This is a genomic window from Falsochrobactrum tianjinense, from assembly GCF_019100495.1.
GTDB classification, from domain to species: Bacteria; Pseudomonadota; Alphaproteobacteria; order Rhizobiales; family Rhizobiaceae; genus Brucella; species Brucella tianjinense.
The window spans coordinates 124,267-138,309 of record NZ_JAHRVA010000008.1; the positions used below are offsets into that span (position 1 = coordinate 124,267).

Sequence of the window (14,043 nt, forward strand, 5' to 3'; positions counted from 1 at the left end):
GACAGGGCGATTCCGTCACAACGGAAATCGCTCCGTTGCGTACGAAATAATAGAGGCTTGGCATTATGGCATCCAGAAAACTCCTTCTCCTGCCCGGCGATGGCATCGGTCCCGAAGCAATGGCTGAGGTCCGCAAAATTATCGCTTTCCTCAACTCAGGCCTCAATCTCGGTTTTGAGACTGACGAGGGACTGGTTGGCGGATCGGCATATGATGCGTGTGGGCAAGCCATTTCCGATGCCGATATGCAAAAGGCGCTGGCAGCCGATGCCGTGCTGTTTGGCGCGGTGGGCGGCCCCAAATGGGATGAGGTGCCTTATGAAGTGCGCCCCGAAGCCGGACTTCTGCGCTTACGTAAGGAGATGGAGCTTTATGCCAATTTGCGTCCGGCTATCTGCTATCCGGCGCTGGCGCATTCTTCCTCGCTCAAGCCTGAAGTGATCGAAGGTCTCGACATCCTGATCCTGCGCGAATTGACCGGCGGCGTCTATTTCGGCGAGCCGAAGGAAATCATTGATCTGGGCAACGGCCAGAAGCGCGGCATTGATACGCAGGTCTATGACACCTATGAAATCGAGCGTATCGCCGATGTGGCCTTCGAGCTTGCGCGCACCCGCCGCAACAAGGTCACGTCGATGGAAAAGCGTAATGTGATGAAATCGGGCGTGTTGTGGAATCAGGTCGTCACTGCCCGCCACAAGGAAAAGCACGCCGATGTGGAACTGACGCATATGCTGGCCGATGCCGGCGGCATGCAGCTTGTTCGCTGGCCCAAGCAGTTCGATGTGATCGTCACCGACAATCTGTTTGGCGACATGCTTTCAGACGTTGCCGCTATGCTGACCGGCTCACTGGGCATGCTGCCATCCGCATCGCTGGGCGCGGCCGATGCGAAGACCGGCAAGCGTAAGGCGCTTTACGAGCCGGTGCATGGTTCGGCCCCCGATATCGCTGGCAAGGGCATTGCCAATCCAATCGCCATGATCGCTTCGCTGGGCATGTGCCTGCGCTATTCGTTCAATTTGATCGATGAAGCCGACCGCCTCGATGCGGCAATTGCCGCTGTGCTCGACGATGGTCTGCGTACGGGGGACATATGGTCGGAAGGCACAACCCGTATCAGCACCTCCGAAATGGGCGATGGGATCCTTGAAAAGTTCAGGGCATTATCTGCCTGATTTCTCATGCTATCGTGGAGCGCCGATCTGATCGTATCAAATCGGCGCTCCAGAGCATTTCCAGCAAAAGTGTGAAACGGTTTTGCGTAGGAAAATGCGTAAAAGAACAGCTCTACTGAAGCATGAAATCCGCCAAGACGCCAAAAATGAGCAGGAAAATCAGGAAGAACTGAAACTCTCGCTGCTTTATGCGTATCGCGAATATTATTCCTATTGTTTCTACCGAGAATAGAAGTGTGTCGGCCCTGACAGATGTATAATCCCGGGCAGGCAGATGGACTCGTAACTGGCTCAGATATTCGACCAGATTGAGGAACATGAAGAGTGAAAAGAGCCAGGCTTTTCTTGAGAGAAAATACTTCTCATAATCGCCATACTCTTTAACTTCATCCGGCGTCAGCGTGACGCAGACGAAAAACAGGCCGAATACGTAAAGTAGATCGAGTATATACGTATATACATCATACTGCTTGGTTTCGCTCTCCAGGAGATAATCCCACCAGAACTGGATTATCCATAGAAAGACGACCAGAACCCAACCGATATGCATATAGGAAATCTTATGCCTGTTGGGATGCTGTACGAATTTGGAAGCAAAGATAAGCAGGCGTGACAGGCACAGACTGATGCCCATGCCATTGATAATTCTCATATGAGAGAATGAATCAGCGAAATTGATCGCAGCGTCGACACCGGAAGCCAAATTGCACCTGTAATGATCTGGAGCGTCTACTCTTGCCGGAAATTCTTTAAATGTCGTGAATGTGATGGCCGCGCTCCCTTCATAAGCCGGGAGCCAAAATATCGCAGTGACGACATGATATCGCAGTGACGACATGGACTGATTGATTTATGTCGCTATGTGAATATTGAGACTCACCCTGAAAGCCCCCTCATGACCGCACGTCTTTCATTCGCGCGCGAGCGCATCAACGTTCTTCTTCTCGAAGGCATCAATCAGTCGGCTGTCGATTATTTCAAATCGTCGGGCTACACGAATGTTGTTCACATACCCAAAGCGCTCGACAAGGCAGAGCTGATCGAAGCCATCGCCTCGGCGCACATCATCGGCATCCGTTCGCGCACGCAACTGACGGACGAGGTATTTGAAGCGGCGCAGCGGCTCATCGCAGTCGGCTGCTATTCGGTGGGGACCAATCAGGTCGATCTGAAAGCAGCGCGCAAGCGCGGCATCCCGGTTTTCAATGCGCCCTTCTCCAATACGCGTTCGGTGGCGGAACTGGTGATCGGCGAGATCATCATGCTGATGCGGCGCATCTTCTCGCGCTCCGTCAAGGCCCATGCAGGCGGCTGGGAGAAATCGGCCATCGGCAGCCGCGAGGTGCGCGGCAAGACGCTGGGTATCGTCGGCTATGGCAATATCGGCTCGCAGGTGGGTAATCTCGCCGAAAGCCTTGGCATGAACGTGCGTTATTACGATACGACTGACAAGCTGCAATATGGCAATGTCATTCCGACCGACACGCTTGATGAGCTGCTCGCCATTTCCGATGTCGTCAGCCTGCATGTGCCTTCCAACAAATCGACTGCCAAGATGATTACGGAAGCCCGGCTGCGCAAGATGAAGAAGGGAGCCTTTCTCATCAACAATGCGCGCGGCTCGGTGGTGGACCTCGAAGCGCTGGCACGCATACTTGACGAAGGCCATCTGGCCGGTGCGGCGATCGACGTATTCCCGACTGAACCCGCCTCCAACAAGGATCCGTTCACATCGCCCTTGCAGGGGCTTGAGAATGTCATTCTCACCCCACATATCGGCGGCTCGACCGAAGAGGCGCAGGAGCGGATCGGCACGGAAGTCGCCCGCAAGCTGGTGGAATATTCCGATGTCGGCTCCACGCTCGGCGCGGTCAATTTTCCGCAGGTTCAATTGCCGCCCCGTCCAAGCGGTACGCGCTTCATGCATGTGCATGAAAACCGCCCCGGCATTCTCAACAGCCTGGTCAATATTTTCTCCTCGCACGGCATCAACATCGTCAGCCAGTTTCTGCAAACCGATGGCGAGGTCGGCTATGTCGTGATTGAGGCTGATGGGATGGACGATTTCAGCGATGATGTGTTTCAGGCCCTGCGCGAGATACCCGGAACAATCCGGGCCCGTCTGCTGTACTGATCAACGAGCTTTTAGACGGCTGATCCGCGTGGTTTTCCGGAGCCGCGCGGGTCGTTTATTTGCGCCCGGTGCGTAAAGTCACCGAGAAATCATTGACTCTTTTTCTAAAGAGCTTAAAAGCGCACACGGAAAAGGAGACACTCCGTGAACGCTTCCAGCGCATCACATAGCCTGTATGGAATGAATGGCCGTGCCGCCATTCGTTGTCCTATGGCGTCCGTTTCCAAAACGACCACGGCCACTTGCATTAAAACGACCACGAAAACGGTCTGATCCCTTGGCCTGCTCGCCCTCTCTCCCCGGGTCTGGCCCTGGGAAAAGGCCCGCTGGTTGGCGGGTTTTTATGGAAGCGGAGAGGACAGGAGAAGACAGATGGGATTTAAGGTAGCAATTGTCGGCGCCACCGGAAATGTCGGGCGCGAAATGCTCAATATTCTTGAAGAGCGCGGCTTTCCCGCCGATGAGGTTGTCGCGCTTGCCTCGCGCCGCAGTCAGGGTACGGAAGTATCCTATGGCGACAAGACGCTGAAAGTGAAAGCGCTCGATAATTACGATTTCTCCGACACCGATATTTGCCTCATGTCCGCTGGCGGCTCGATCTCGCAGGAATGGTCGCCGAAGATCGGCGCGCAAGGCTGTGTCGTTATTGATAATTCCTCGGCCTGGCGCTATGACGCCGAAGTGCCGCTGATCGTACCGGAAGTGAATGCGGATGCGATCGCAGGCTTTCGCAAGAAGAACATCATTGCCAATCCAAACTGCTCGACTGCGCAGCTCGTCGTAGCGCTCAAGCCGCTGCATGACGCAGCCACAATCAAGCGCGTTGTCGTCTCCACCTACCAGTCGGTTTCGGGTGCGGGCAAAGAAGGCATGGACGAGTTGTTCGAGCAGTCGCGCGCCGTTTTTGTCGCCGATCCGATCTCCACAAAGAAGTTCACGAAACGCATCGCTTTCAACGTTATTCCGCATATCGATACATTTATGGAAGACGGCTACACCAAGGAAGAATGGAAGATGATGGCCGAAACCAAGAAGATGCTCGATCCGAAGATCAAGCTGACGGCGACTGCTGTGCGCGTGCCAGTCTTTATCGGCCATTCCGAGGCGGTGAATATCGAGTTCGAAAAGCCGATTTCGGCGGAAGAAGCCCGCGAGATTCTGCGCGAAGCGCCCGGTTGCCTCGTTATCGATAAGCATGAAGATGGAGGCTACATCACGCCTTATGAATCTGCTGGGGAAGATGCGACCTACATCAGCCGTATCCGCGAGGATATCACGGTCGAGAATGGACTTGCTCTGTGGGTGGTCTCTGACAATCTGCGCAAGGGTGCCGCGCTCAACACAATCCAGATCGCGGAGCTTCTGGTTGCGCGCGGCCTGATCAAGCCGAAAGCTCTGGCCGCGTGATCAGGTTCAAAGGTTGAAGAAAAAACCCCGCGTGAGCGGGGTTTTTTATTGGCTGCTTGGTTGCGACCATGGAGAGGTGCTGTCATTCTGGTGGAAATACAGCGGATCTCTAGCAAGGTGAGAACAATGGCCAGCAAAATGCCGGAAAATGCGGGGAAGTCCGCCAAGCCAACACTTCTGGCAGGCGGAAATCCTCAAATCGCGAAAGCCTATGGTGATGCTCCGGTGCAGGCTTATATCGCAGCCATGCCGGGATGGAAGAGCGATATTGGGCACCGTCTCGACGCACTCATTACGAGTGCGGTCCCTGATGTGCATAAGGCGGTCAAATGGAATTCGCCGCTATATGGGTTGGAAGGGCAGGGCTGGTTTCTCAGCGTCCATTGTTTCACGAAGTATATCAAGGTTGCTTTCTTTCGTGGTGCATCGCTACGGCCCGTTCCGCCGGTCGAGTCGAAACACAAGGAAGTACGCTATTATCATATTTACGAGGATGACCAGTTCGACGAGGCCCAGTTTACCGATTGGGTGAAGCAAGCCAGCCAATTGCCGGGCGAACGCATGTAGCTCCGCAATGCGAGGTCTATTGGGGGCGATGACAACCAGAAAGGAAGCGATGACGATGATGGAAACAGGTAAATCCGACGCGCAGCAAGGAAACGCAGAGGTCTCTCCCTCTCATCTGATCGACGCAAGAATTCGGGAACTGGGCGACTGGCGGGGTGAAACACTGGCGCGCATTCGAAATCTCATCCAGCAAGCCGATCCCGATGTGATCGAGGAATGGAAATGGAGAGGTGTACCGGTCTGGTCGCATGCGGGGATCATCTGTACTGGCGAGACTTATAAGAATGTCGTCAAGATGACCTTTGCCAAAGGCGCCTCATTGCAGGATCCGTCAAATCTGTTTAATTCCAGCCTCGAAGGCAACACTAGGCGCGCCATCGATGTTTATGAAGGAGACAGGATTGATGAAGAAGCTTTGAAAACGCTGATCCGGGCCGCCGTGACGCTGAATACATCAACAAAAGCTGTTGCCCGTTCCCGGAAGAAATCAGGAAGCGGTTGACGGTCGCCAAAATTTGGCACCAAGACAAAAGCTTGGCTTTGTGGCCCTTCCGGTTCTGCTTGTCGAAGCGACCACTCAGCCTGCCTGTGCTTCGATATTCTCCATATCGTCATCCGACAGCCCGAAATGATGGCCGATCTCATGAATGAGGACATGGGTAATGATGTCGCCCAACGTTTCTTCATGTTCGGCCCAGTAATCGAGGATTGCGCGGCGGTAAAGAGTAATCCTGTTGGGTCCGTCGCCCGTTTGCAGGCTGAAACGCTCGCCTATGCCGTGACCTTCAAACAGGCCGAGAAGATCGAAGGGCGTTTCCAGCCCCATATCCTCGATGATCTGTTCTTCGGGAAAATCCGAAATCTGGATGACGATATCGCCGCATAGCACACGAAACTCCTGCGGCAGATGCGCAAGCGCTTCTATCGCAATGGATTCGATTGCATCCAGCGACGGCGAGAGGCGGTCCCCCCAGTCGCGGCTTTGATCTTCATGGGCCATTTCAGCCAACCGGGTCCTTTTCAATGGTTCAGGCCACCGGATTTTGAGGCAATGGGTTTGTAAGGAGACAAGCCATTATGCCCAGGGACGCTCTTGAACGTTCTTTGCTTCGAATGTATCGATGCTCTTAGCCTTTTCCATAGTTAAGCCGATATCATCCAGGCCATTGAGCAGGCAATGACGTTTGAATTCATCGACGTCGAAAGAGATCGTGCCGCCATCGGGGCCGTGAATTTCCATGGCTTCCAGATCAATCGTCAGCGTCGCATTTGCGCCGCGCGATGCGTCATCCATCAGTTTTTCGAGGTTTTCAGGGCTGACCTTGATCGGCAGAATGCCGTTCTTGAAGCAATTATTGTAGAAGATATCAGCAAAAGAGGTGGAGATCACGCAACGAATGCCGAAATCAAGCAAAGCCCATGGCGCATGTTCGCGCGAGGAGCCGCAGCCGAAATTGTCGCCGGCAACCAGAATCTGCGCATTGCGATAGCCGGGTTTGTTCAATACGAAATCCGGGTTCTCGGTACCGTCTTCGTTGAAACGCATTTCAGCAAAAAGACCCGTGCTCAGACCCGTGCGCTTGATCGTCTTGAGATAATCTTTCGGGATGATCATGTCCGTATCGACGTTGACGATCGGCAGGGGGGCGGCAACGCCCGTGAGCTTGGTGAACTTATCCATATGCGCAGCCTGTCAGTTTCATATTTCCAATTCAGGACTGGTTTACATCAGCATGGCGCAGAGTCAATGTTTGAGGGGCCGGATGCCGAATAGGTCGCAACCTTGAGAAACGCGTAATGGCAGTGCCTGCCTGCTTGCGCCATGTTGTTATTCGGTGCACAAATCTTCCATGAAAACATCTGTTCGCCCCCGCCGTTCCCTTCTGTTCGTGCCAGCCGCCAACAAGCGTGCATTGGAAAAATCACTCGCGCTTTCGGCGGATGGCGTCATTTACGATCTGGAGGATTCCGTTGCGCCCGAGGCTAAAATTGCCGCACGCGGGGCGCTGACGGCACATATTGCTCAAAACCCTCAAGTGGCCTTTGAGCGAATCGTGCGGGTTAATGCGGTCGATACACCATGGGGCAGGGATGATCTGGCGATGGCGGCAAAATCGGGTGCCGATGCGATCCTGCTGCCCAAAGTGGAGCGACCGCAGGATGTCATCGATGCCGCAAGGCTGCTTGACCGTAGCGATGCCGATCCGGCCCTGCAGATATGGGCGATGATCGAGACCGCGCGCGGCATTCTCAATGCCGATGAGATCGCCATTCTTGGCCATCGTTCGGCGGCAAGACTTGCCTGTTTCGTCGTCGGACCGAACGATATAGCGCGCGAAACCGGCGTGCGGCCTTTGCCCGGCAGACCTTATCTGGTGCCATGGCTCATGCAGATTATTCTCGCCGCTCGTGCGGGTGGACTGGGCGTGCTTGACGGGGTTTATAATGATTTTCGCGATCATGCCGGTTTCGAGGCGGAATGCGGGCAGGGAGCGGACATGGGGTTTGACGGCAAGACGCTGATCCATCCGGGCCAGATCGAAGCGGCCAACCGCGCCTTTTCGCCGACCGGCGAAGAAGTGGAACAGGCTCGCGCCGTGATCGATATTTTTGCCCGCCCCGAAAATGCCGGGAAGGGCGTGGTTTCGCTCGACGGCCAGATGGTCGAGCGCCTGCATCTGGAAATGGCCGAACGCCTGCTGGCAAAAGCGGGCCTTGATTCATGAGGAAATGAGAGAATGAAACTTTATCGATTTATCACCGGGCCGGATGATTCCGCCTTTTGCCATCGCGTCACGGCGGCGCTCAACAAAGGCTGGCAGCTTTATGGTTCGCCGACCTATGCATTCAATGCGGCGACGGGCGTAATGCAATGCGGCCAGCCTGTGGTGAAGGAAGTCGACGGCGTGGATTATACGCCCGATATCAAGCTCGGCGAATATTGATCGAAAATCAGAAAGGCCGGCTTCCCGGCCTTTCATTGTCAGTTCAGGCCGCGCTTTTCGATCATCGCATCGGGCGTTGGCATTTTGCCCCGAAAAGCCTTGTAAAGCTCTTCCGGGTCACGGCTGCCGCCTGCTGCATAGATGTGCTGCCTGAGTTTCGCGGCCAGTTCGGGGTTGAACGCATCGCCGGTTTCCTCGAAGGCGGCGAAAGCATCGGCGTCGAGCACCTCCGACCACATATAGGAATAGTAGCCGGCTGAATAACCATCGCCCGAAAAGACATGGGTGAAATGCGGCGTGCGGTGGCGCATGATGATGGCATCAGGCATGGCGAGCTTTTGCAGCGTCGCCGTCTCGAAGGCCAGCGGATCGGTGATCTTTTCCGTCCCCGTATGGAAGGCCATGTCGACCAGCGCTGACGAGGTGAATTCCACCGTGTTGAAACCTGCATTGAAGGTGCGTGCGGCCAGAACCTTATCGAGCAGCGCCTTTGGTATGGCTTCACCTGTGCGATAATGCACGGCATATTTTTCCAGCACTTCCGGCACGGTCAGCCAATGTTCATAAAGCTGCGAGGGCAGTTCCACGAAATCGCGCGAAACGGCAGTTCCAGCTACGGCAGGCCATGTCACATCGGACAGGAGCCCGTGCAGCGCATGGCCGAATTCGTGAAACAGCGTGCGCGCATCATCAAGGGAGAGCAGCGCCGGTTCGCCTGCGGCGGGCTTGGCGAAATTCATCACATTATAGATGATCGGCTTGCGTCCGCCATCAAGCTTGTGGCTCGATTGCAGCGAACTCATCCATGCGCCCGAGCGTTTTGACGTGCGGGCGAAATAATCGCCCAGAAACAGGCCGCGGGTGCTGCCGTCGGCATTGAGAACCGCAAATACCTGCACATCCGGGTGCCAGGCGGTGATGCCTTTTTGCTCCTCAAAGCGGATGCCGAACAGGCGGTTGGCCACATCGAAAGCTGCTTCGATGATCTTTTCGAGTTGCAGATAGGGCTTGAGTTCCGCTTCATCGAAAGAAAAGCGTTCGGAGCGCAGTTTTTCGGCATAAAAACGCCAGTCCCACGGCGCGACCTTGTGATTGCCGCCTTCGGCAGCGATCAGCCGTTCAAGCTCGGCCTCTTCTTCCACAGCCTTCGCGCGGGCTTTATCCCAGACCGGCTCCAGCAGTTCCATCACGGCCTTCGGCGTCTTGGCCATGGTATCGTCGAGTTTATAGGCGGCGAAATTGGCATAGCCAAGCAGGCGAGCTTTACGCTCGCGCAGTTCCACCATCTCGCGCACGATCTCGCGATTGTCGGTCTCGCCGCCATTTTCGCCGCGTTTCGCCCATGCATTGAACGCCCGTTTGCGCAGATCGCGATTTTCCGAAAAAGCCAGGAAAGGCTCGACGATAGACCGCGAAAGCGTGACTGCATAGGCATCCGGCTGGCCGCGCTGAGCGGCGGCGCTGCGCATCGCATCGCGCAGGAAATCCGGCAGGCCAGCGAGTTCCGCTTCGTCAGTGATGAACAGCGCCCAGCTTGATTCATCCTTCAGCACGTTCTGGCCGAAGCGCGCGCCAAGCCCCGCGAGCCTTTCATTGATGCCCGCAAGCTCGGTTTTTCCGGCCTTATCAAGCTTCGCGCCGGAGCGGACGAAGCCTTTCCACGTCTTTTCCAGAACCCGCTTCGTCTCAATGTCGAGATCGAGCATGTCGCGGTTTTCGTAAAGCGCGTCGATGCGCGCAAAAAGGGCCGGGTCCATCATGATGCGCGAATAATGCCGTGAGAGCTTCGGTGCAATTTCGCGCTCCAGCGCCTGGATGGCCTCATTGGTGTGCGCACCCGCACGCAGCCAGAAAACCGAGGATAGCCGGTCGAGCGCCTGACCCGAAAGCTGCAATCCTTTCAGTGTATTGTCGATGGTCGGCGCGCTGGGGACATTGGCGATTGCCTCCACCTCCGCCAGATCCTGCGCCAGCGCCGCATCGAAGGCGGGGCCGAAATCCGTATCCCTGAAAGCGTTGAAATCCGGCAGGCCCAATGGCCCGTTCCATTCGGTCAGGGCGTGATTACAGGAAGGTTTTTCGGACATGGGGGAACTCCGGTGGAATGTCATTGTTCCAGACTTAGGATCTCGGCGGGAAGGGGGCAAGGGCGTGGAGGTCGCTTCATGCTGTGGGGGCAAAAAAATCGATGCCTGCCCCGGGCAGGGCTTGACTTTGAGAGCCAGCCAGCGCACATCAGCTCCGCAGCCGGATTTTTGCCGCAACTGCAATTTTCAACCGGAGTCTTATCCTCTTATGCCAAGCGACAGTCATAGTCGATTGTTTCAGCCGTCAAGGCAAATCGTGATCTGATCGCCTGTGGTCGGTTTGCACGGTCTGCCTTTGACGGCGGATCGACAGAAAGGCAAGCCTATGACCAACACCGACTTCTCCCCGGAAGTGCTTGATATTGCCAATCTCCCGGCGGCTGCAATTGCAAGCCGCCTCGCCGATATCCGTACCGGCGATGCAGTAGAGATCGTCAATGAACTGGATGCTGATGATGCAATCGCCGTTATCGGCCAGCTTTCGCACGATGACGCCGTTCGTCTGCTCGACCAGCCGGAGCTGGAACGTGCGCCCGAAATCATCACGACCCTTTCGCCCAATATTGCCAGTCAGTTGCTGGATGATATGTCCGCAGACCGCGCCACAGACGTTTTTCAGGAATTGGAAGACGATGAGCGCGCACGCCTGTTTCCCATTCTGGCGCCCGAAACCAAGGCCGCGCTGAAAAAACTGATGGACTATCCGCCCAATACGGCGGGTAGCCTCATGACTATTGAGTTCATCGCCGTGCCGTCCGACTGGAATGTTGGACAGGCGCTTGAGCATATCCGCAAGGTCGAGCGTACACGCGAGACCGTTTACGCGATCTATGTACTGGACCCCCAGACCCGTGTTCTGCTTGGCGTCGTCAGCCTGCGCCGCCTGATTATCCGCGAGCCGTCCGAGCCGATCCTGTCGATCACGCGCGATGATGATCCAATCACCATTTCGCCGCTGACGAGCCGCGAGGATGTCGCGCGGCTGTTCCGCAAGCATGACCTTCTGGCGGTTCCGGTGGTGGATGAAAGCCGTCATATCATCGGGATCGTGACCGTCGACGATGTGCTCGACGCCATGACCGAGGAAGCGAGCGAAGACACCTATCGTTTCGGCGGTATGGAAGCGCTCGACAAGCCCTATATGCGCATCGGCTTTGGCGAGATGATCAAGAAGCGCGCTGGCTGGCTGGGCATTCTGTTTCTCGGCGAAATGCTGACCGCAAGCGCCATGCAGCATTTTGAAGTGGAGCTGGAAAAGGCGCTGGTCCTGACCTTGTTCATTCCACTCATCATGTCGTCAGGCGGTAATTCGGGTTCTCAGGCGACATCGCTGATAATCCGTGCTCTCGCCTTGCAGGAAGTCAAACTGCGCGACTGGTGGCGCGTGGCCTTGCGCGAAGTGCCGTCAGGACTGGTGCTGGGCAGTTTCCTCGGGCTGATCGGCATCATCCGCATCGTCGTATGGCAAGTACTGGGCATCTATGATTACGGCGAACATTGGATACTGATCGCCGCCACGGTTGGCATGGCACTGGTCTGCATCGTCACATTCGGCTCGGTTACGGGGTCTATGCTGCCCTTTATCCTGCAAAGACTGGGCTTCGACCCGGCCAGTGCATCCGCGCCCTTCGTGGCGACGCTGGTCGACGTCACCGGGCTGGTGATTTATTTCAGCGTGGCGCTGCTTATCCTGTCCGGGACGCTCTTATAGGCTGTTTTGACAAAAAACTGTCAGATTGTCGGTATAAAAGGCTTTGAAATGGGCTATTTGCCGGAGAAATAAGGGGCAGTTTGACGCTGCCCCTTTCTAAAAGGCAAAAAAACCTGTAAGAGCGCCGCATTGCTTTTCCGCGCGGTTAGACTGGCGCGGCTCCCAACTCATACAGAAGTGATCCTGATATGGAATTGCGTAATATCGCTATTATCGCACACGTCGATCATGGCAAAACCACACTGGTTGATGAACTGCTGAAACAGGGCGGTTCGTTCCGTGAGAATCAGCGCGTTGCTGAACGCATGATGGATTCGGGTGATATCGAACGCGAGCGCGGCATCACCATTTTGGCTAAAGCAACTTCTGCGGTCTGGAAAGATACGCGCATCAACATCGTTGATACGCCGGGTCACGCCGACTTTGGTGGTGAAGTTGAACGTATCCTCAGCATGGTTGACGGCGTTGTTGTTCTGGTCGACTCCGCCGAAGGCCCGATGCCCCAGACGAAATTCGTCGTCGGCAAGGCCCTTAAGCTCGGCTTGCGCCCAATTGTGGCGATCAATAAGATCGACCGTGCAGATGCACGTCATCAAGAAGTGGTCAACGAAGTTTTCGATATGTTCGCAGCACTTGATGCAAATGACGAACAGCTCGACTTCCCTATCCTTTATGGTTCAGGCCGTAATGGCTGGATGGCCGAGAATCCGGAAGGTCCTTCGGATCGTGGCTTGGCTCCGCTTTTTGAGCTGATCATCAAGCATGTCCCGGCACCGACTGTTGCTGAAGGTCCGTTCTCGATGATCGGCACCATTCTTGAAGCAGATCCGTTCCTCGGTCGGATCATCACCGGACGTATTCATTCGGGTACGTTGAAGCCGAACCAGGCTGTCAAGGTTCTCAACCAGGAAGGGAAAGTACTTGAAAACGGTCGCGTTTCCAAGATTCTTGCTTTCCGAGGCCTGGAGCGTACGGCTATTGAAGAAGGCATGGCAGGCGATATCGTTGCTATTGCCGGTCTTTCCAAAGGCACTGTTGCAGATACATTCTGCGACCCTTCGATCTCTGTGCCGATGAAAGCACAGCCGATTGATCCGCCAACCGTGACCATGTCTTTCATCGTCAATGACAGCCCATTGGCTGGTACGGAAGGCGATAAAGTGACCAGCCGCGTTATTCGCGACCGTCTGCTCAAGGAAGCCGAAGGTTCGGTTGCGCTGAAGATTGAAGAATCCGAAGACAAGGATTCGTTCTATGTTTCCGGTCGCGGTGAATTGCAGTTGGCGGTTCTGATCGAAAACATGCGCCGTGAAGGTTTTGAGCTCAGCATCTCGCGTCCGCGCGTTGTGTTGCAGAAAGCTGAAGACGGCACGATGCTTGAGCCCGTCGAAGAAGTTGTTATCGACGTTGACGAAGAATATTCCGGCACTGTTGTTCAGAAAATGTCTGAACGCAAAGCTGAAATGGTTGAACTGCGCCCATCCGGTGGTAGTCGCGTTCGTTTGGTGTTTTATGCACCGACCCGTGGTCTGATCGGTTATCAGTCCGAACTGATGACTGATACGCGTGGAACCGCGATCATGAATCGCCTGTTCCACGAATACCAGCCCCATAAGGGTGAAATCGGCGGCCGTAACAATGGCGTGCTGATTTCCAACGATCAGGGCGAGGCTGTGGCTTATGCCATGTTCAATCTGGAAGATCGCGGCCCCATGATCATCGAGGCTGGCACGAAGGTTTATCAGGGTATGATCGTTGGTATTCATACGCGTGATAACGATCTGGAAGTGAACGTTCTTAAAGGTAAGAAGCTGACGAATATGCGTGCATCCGGCAAGGACGAAGCGGTCAAGCTGACTCCGCCAATTCGGATGACTCTGGAACGCGCTTTGTCGTGGATTCAGGACGACGAACTGATGGAAGTGACGCCTAAGTCAATTCGTCTGCGTAAGCTTTATCTCGATCCCAATGATCGCAAGCGCTTCGGCAAGGCGCGCTCAAACGCAGCATAATG

13 protein-coding genes are annotated in these 14,043 nt (G+C 55.2%); 9 read left to right on the top strand and 4 right to left on the bottom strand.

Annotated features, from left to right (window positions below):
- The first annotated feature begins 65 nt into the window (after positions 1–65).
- Entirely contained in the window at positions 66–1,178 is a 1,113-nt protein-coding gene (gene leuB / locus KUG47_RS15980) for a 3-isopropylmalate dehydrogenase (RefSeq protein ID WP_217678970.1), read from the top strand.
- Between the two features lie 112 nt (positions 1,179–1,290).
- Here leuB and KUG47_RS15985 read toward each other — a convergent pair whose 3' ends face one another.
- Positions 1,291–1,881 carry a hypothetical protein gene (locus KUG47_RS15985; RefSeq protein WP_217678971.1) on the bottom strand — a complete coding sequence of 197 codons (591 nt, stop codon included), beginning with the start codon at positions 1,879–1,881 and terminating at the stop codon, positions 1,291–1,293.
- 192 nt (positions 1,882–2,073) lie between these two features.
- On the opposite strand from KUG47_RS15985, the gene serA reads away from it, so the two are divergent.
- From serA to KUG47_RS16005, 4 genes are all read left to right on the top strand, one after another.
- Positions 2,074–3,312 carry a phosphoglycerate dehydrogenase gene (serA, locus tag KUG47_RS15990; RefSeq protein WP_217678972.1) on the top strand — a complete coding sequence of 413 codons (1,239 nt, stop codon included), beginning with the start codon at positions 2,074–2,076 and terminating at the stop codon, positions 3,310–3,312.
- A gap of 372 nt (positions 3,313–3,684) precedes the next feature.
- Positions 3,685–4,719, top strand: coding sequence for an aspartate-semialdehyde dehydrogenase (locus tag KUG47_RS15995; protein ID WP_217678973.1), 1,035 nt, complete (start codon positions 3,685–3,687; stop codon positions 4,717–4,719).
- A gap of 126 nt (positions 4,720–4,845) precedes the next feature.
- Positions 4,846–5,286, top strand: coding sequence for a DUF1801 domain-containing protein (locus KUG47_RS16000; protein WP_217678974.1), 441 nt, complete (start codon positions 4,846–4,848; stop codon positions 5,284–5,286).
- Positions 5,287–5,335: 49 nt separating this feature from the next.
- Positions 5,336–5,788, top strand: a complete 453-nt coding sequence (locus KUG47_RS16005; RefSeq protein ID WP_217678975.1) for a DUF1801 domain-containing protein — start codon at positions 5,336–5,338, stop codon at positions 5,786–5,788.
- A gap of 75 nt (positions 5,789–5,863) precedes the next feature.
- Here the strand turns inward: KUG47_RS16005 and KUG47_RS16010 are convergent, their stop codons facing one another.
- Both KUG47_RS16010 and leuD read right to left on the bottom strand, forming a co-directional pair.
- Positions 5,864–6,286: a metallopeptidase family protein gene (locus KUG47_RS16010; protein ID WP_217678976.1), complete on the bottom strand. Its 423-nt coding sequence runs from the start codon at positions 6,284–6,286 to the stop codon at positions 5,864–5,866.
- A gap of 75 nt (positions 6,287–6,361) precedes the next feature.
- A complete protein-coding gene (leuD, locus tag KUG47_RS16015; RefSeq protein WP_217678977.1) occupies positions 6,362–6,967 on the bottom strand; it encodes a 3-isopropylmalate dehydratase small subunit in 606 nt (201 codons plus the stop codon).
- Positions 6,968–7,136: 169 nt separating this feature from the next.
- On the opposite strand from leuD, the gene KUG47_RS16020 reads away from it, so the two are divergent.
- Complete coding sequence (locus tag KUG47_RS16020; protein ID WP_217678978.1) at positions 7,137–8,012, top strand: HpcH/HpaI aldolase/citrate lyase family protein; 876 nt, start codon at positions 7,137–7,139, stop codon at positions 8,010–8,012.
- 12 nt (positions 8,013–8,024) lie between these two features.
- Positions 8,025–8,231, top strand: a complete 207-nt coding sequence (locus KUG47_RS16025; RefSeq protein ID WP_078336905.1) for a DUF1737 domain-containing protein — start codon at positions 8,025–8,027, stop codon at positions 8,229–8,231.
- Positions 8,232–8,269: 38 nt separating this feature from the next.
- On the opposite strand, the gene KUG47_RS16030 is transcribed toward KUG47_RS16025, so the two are convergent.
- Positions 8,270–10,318: a M3 family metallopeptidase gene (locus KUG47_RS16030; RefSeq protein ID WP_217678979.1), complete on the bottom strand. Its 2,049-nt coding sequence runs from the start codon at positions 10,316–10,318 to the stop codon at positions 8,270–8,272.
- Positions 10,319–10,643: 325 nt separating this feature from the next.
- On the opposite strand from KUG47_RS16030, the gene mgtE reads away from it, so the two are divergent.
- Positions 10,644–12,029, top strand: a complete 1,386-nt coding sequence (gene mgtE, locus KUG47_RS16035) for a magnesium transporter (protein WP_217678980.1) — start codon at positions 10,644–10,646, stop codon at positions 12,027–12,029.
- 188 nt (positions 12,030–12,217) lie between these two features.
- Entirely contained in the window at positions 12,218–14,041 is a 1,824-nt protein-coding gene (gene typA, locus KUG47_RS16040) for a translational GTPase TypA (RefSeq protein WP_217678981.1), read from the top strand.
- The last annotated feature ends 2 nt before the right edge of the window (positions 14,042–14,043 follow it).

Excerpts from the sequence above, each read along its gene's own strand:
- typA (WP_217678981.1), top strand. The coding sequence starts at position 12,218 with ATGGAATTGCGTAATATCGCTATTATCGCACACGTCGATCATGGCAAA.
- KUG47_RS15995 (WP_217678973.1), top strand. The coding sequence starts at position 3,685 with ATGGGATTTAAGGTAGCAATTGTCGGCGCCACCGGAAATGTCGGGCGC.
- KUG47_RS16005 (WP_217678975.1), top strand. The coding sequence starts at position 5,336 with ATGACGATGATGGAAACAGGTAAATCCGACGCGCAGCAAGGAAACGCA.
- KUG47_RS16030 (WP_217678979.1), bottom strand. The coding sequence starts at position 10,318 with ATGTCCGAAAAACCTTCCTGTAATCACGCCCTGACCGAATGGAACGGG.
- leuD (WP_217678977.1), bottom strand. The coding sequence starts at position 6,967 with ATGGATAAGTTCACCAAGCTCACGGGCGTTGCCGCCCCCCTGCCGATC.
- serA (WP_217678972.1), top strand. The coding sequence starts at position 2,074 with ATGACCGCACGTCTTTCATTCGCGCGCGAGCGCATCAACGTTCTTCTT.
- mgtE (WP_217678980.1), top strand. The coding sequence starts at position 10,644 with ATGACCAACACCGACTTCTCCCCGGAAGTGCTTGATATTGCCAATCTC.
- KUG47_RS16020 (WP_217678978.1), top strand. The coding sequence starts at position 7,137 with ATGAAAACATCTGTTCGCCCCCGCCGTTCCCTTCTGTTCGTGCCAGCC.
- KUG47_RS16025 (WP_078336905.1), top strand. The coding sequence starts at position 8,025 with ATGAAACTTTATCGATTTATCACCGGGCCGGATGATTCCGCCTTTTGC.
- KUG47_RS16000 (WP_217678974.1), top strand. The coding sequence starts at position 4,846 with ATGGCCAGCAAAATGCCGGAAAATGCGGGGAAGTCCGCCAAGCCAACA.
- KUG47_RS16010 (WP_217678976.1), bottom strand. The coding sequence starts at position 6,286 with ATGGCCCATGAAGATCAAAGCCGCGACTGGGGGGACCGCCTCTCGCCG.
- leuB (WP_217678970.1), top strand. The coding sequence starts at position 66 with ATGGCATCCAGAAAACTCCTTCTCCTGCCCGGCGATGGCATCGGTCCC.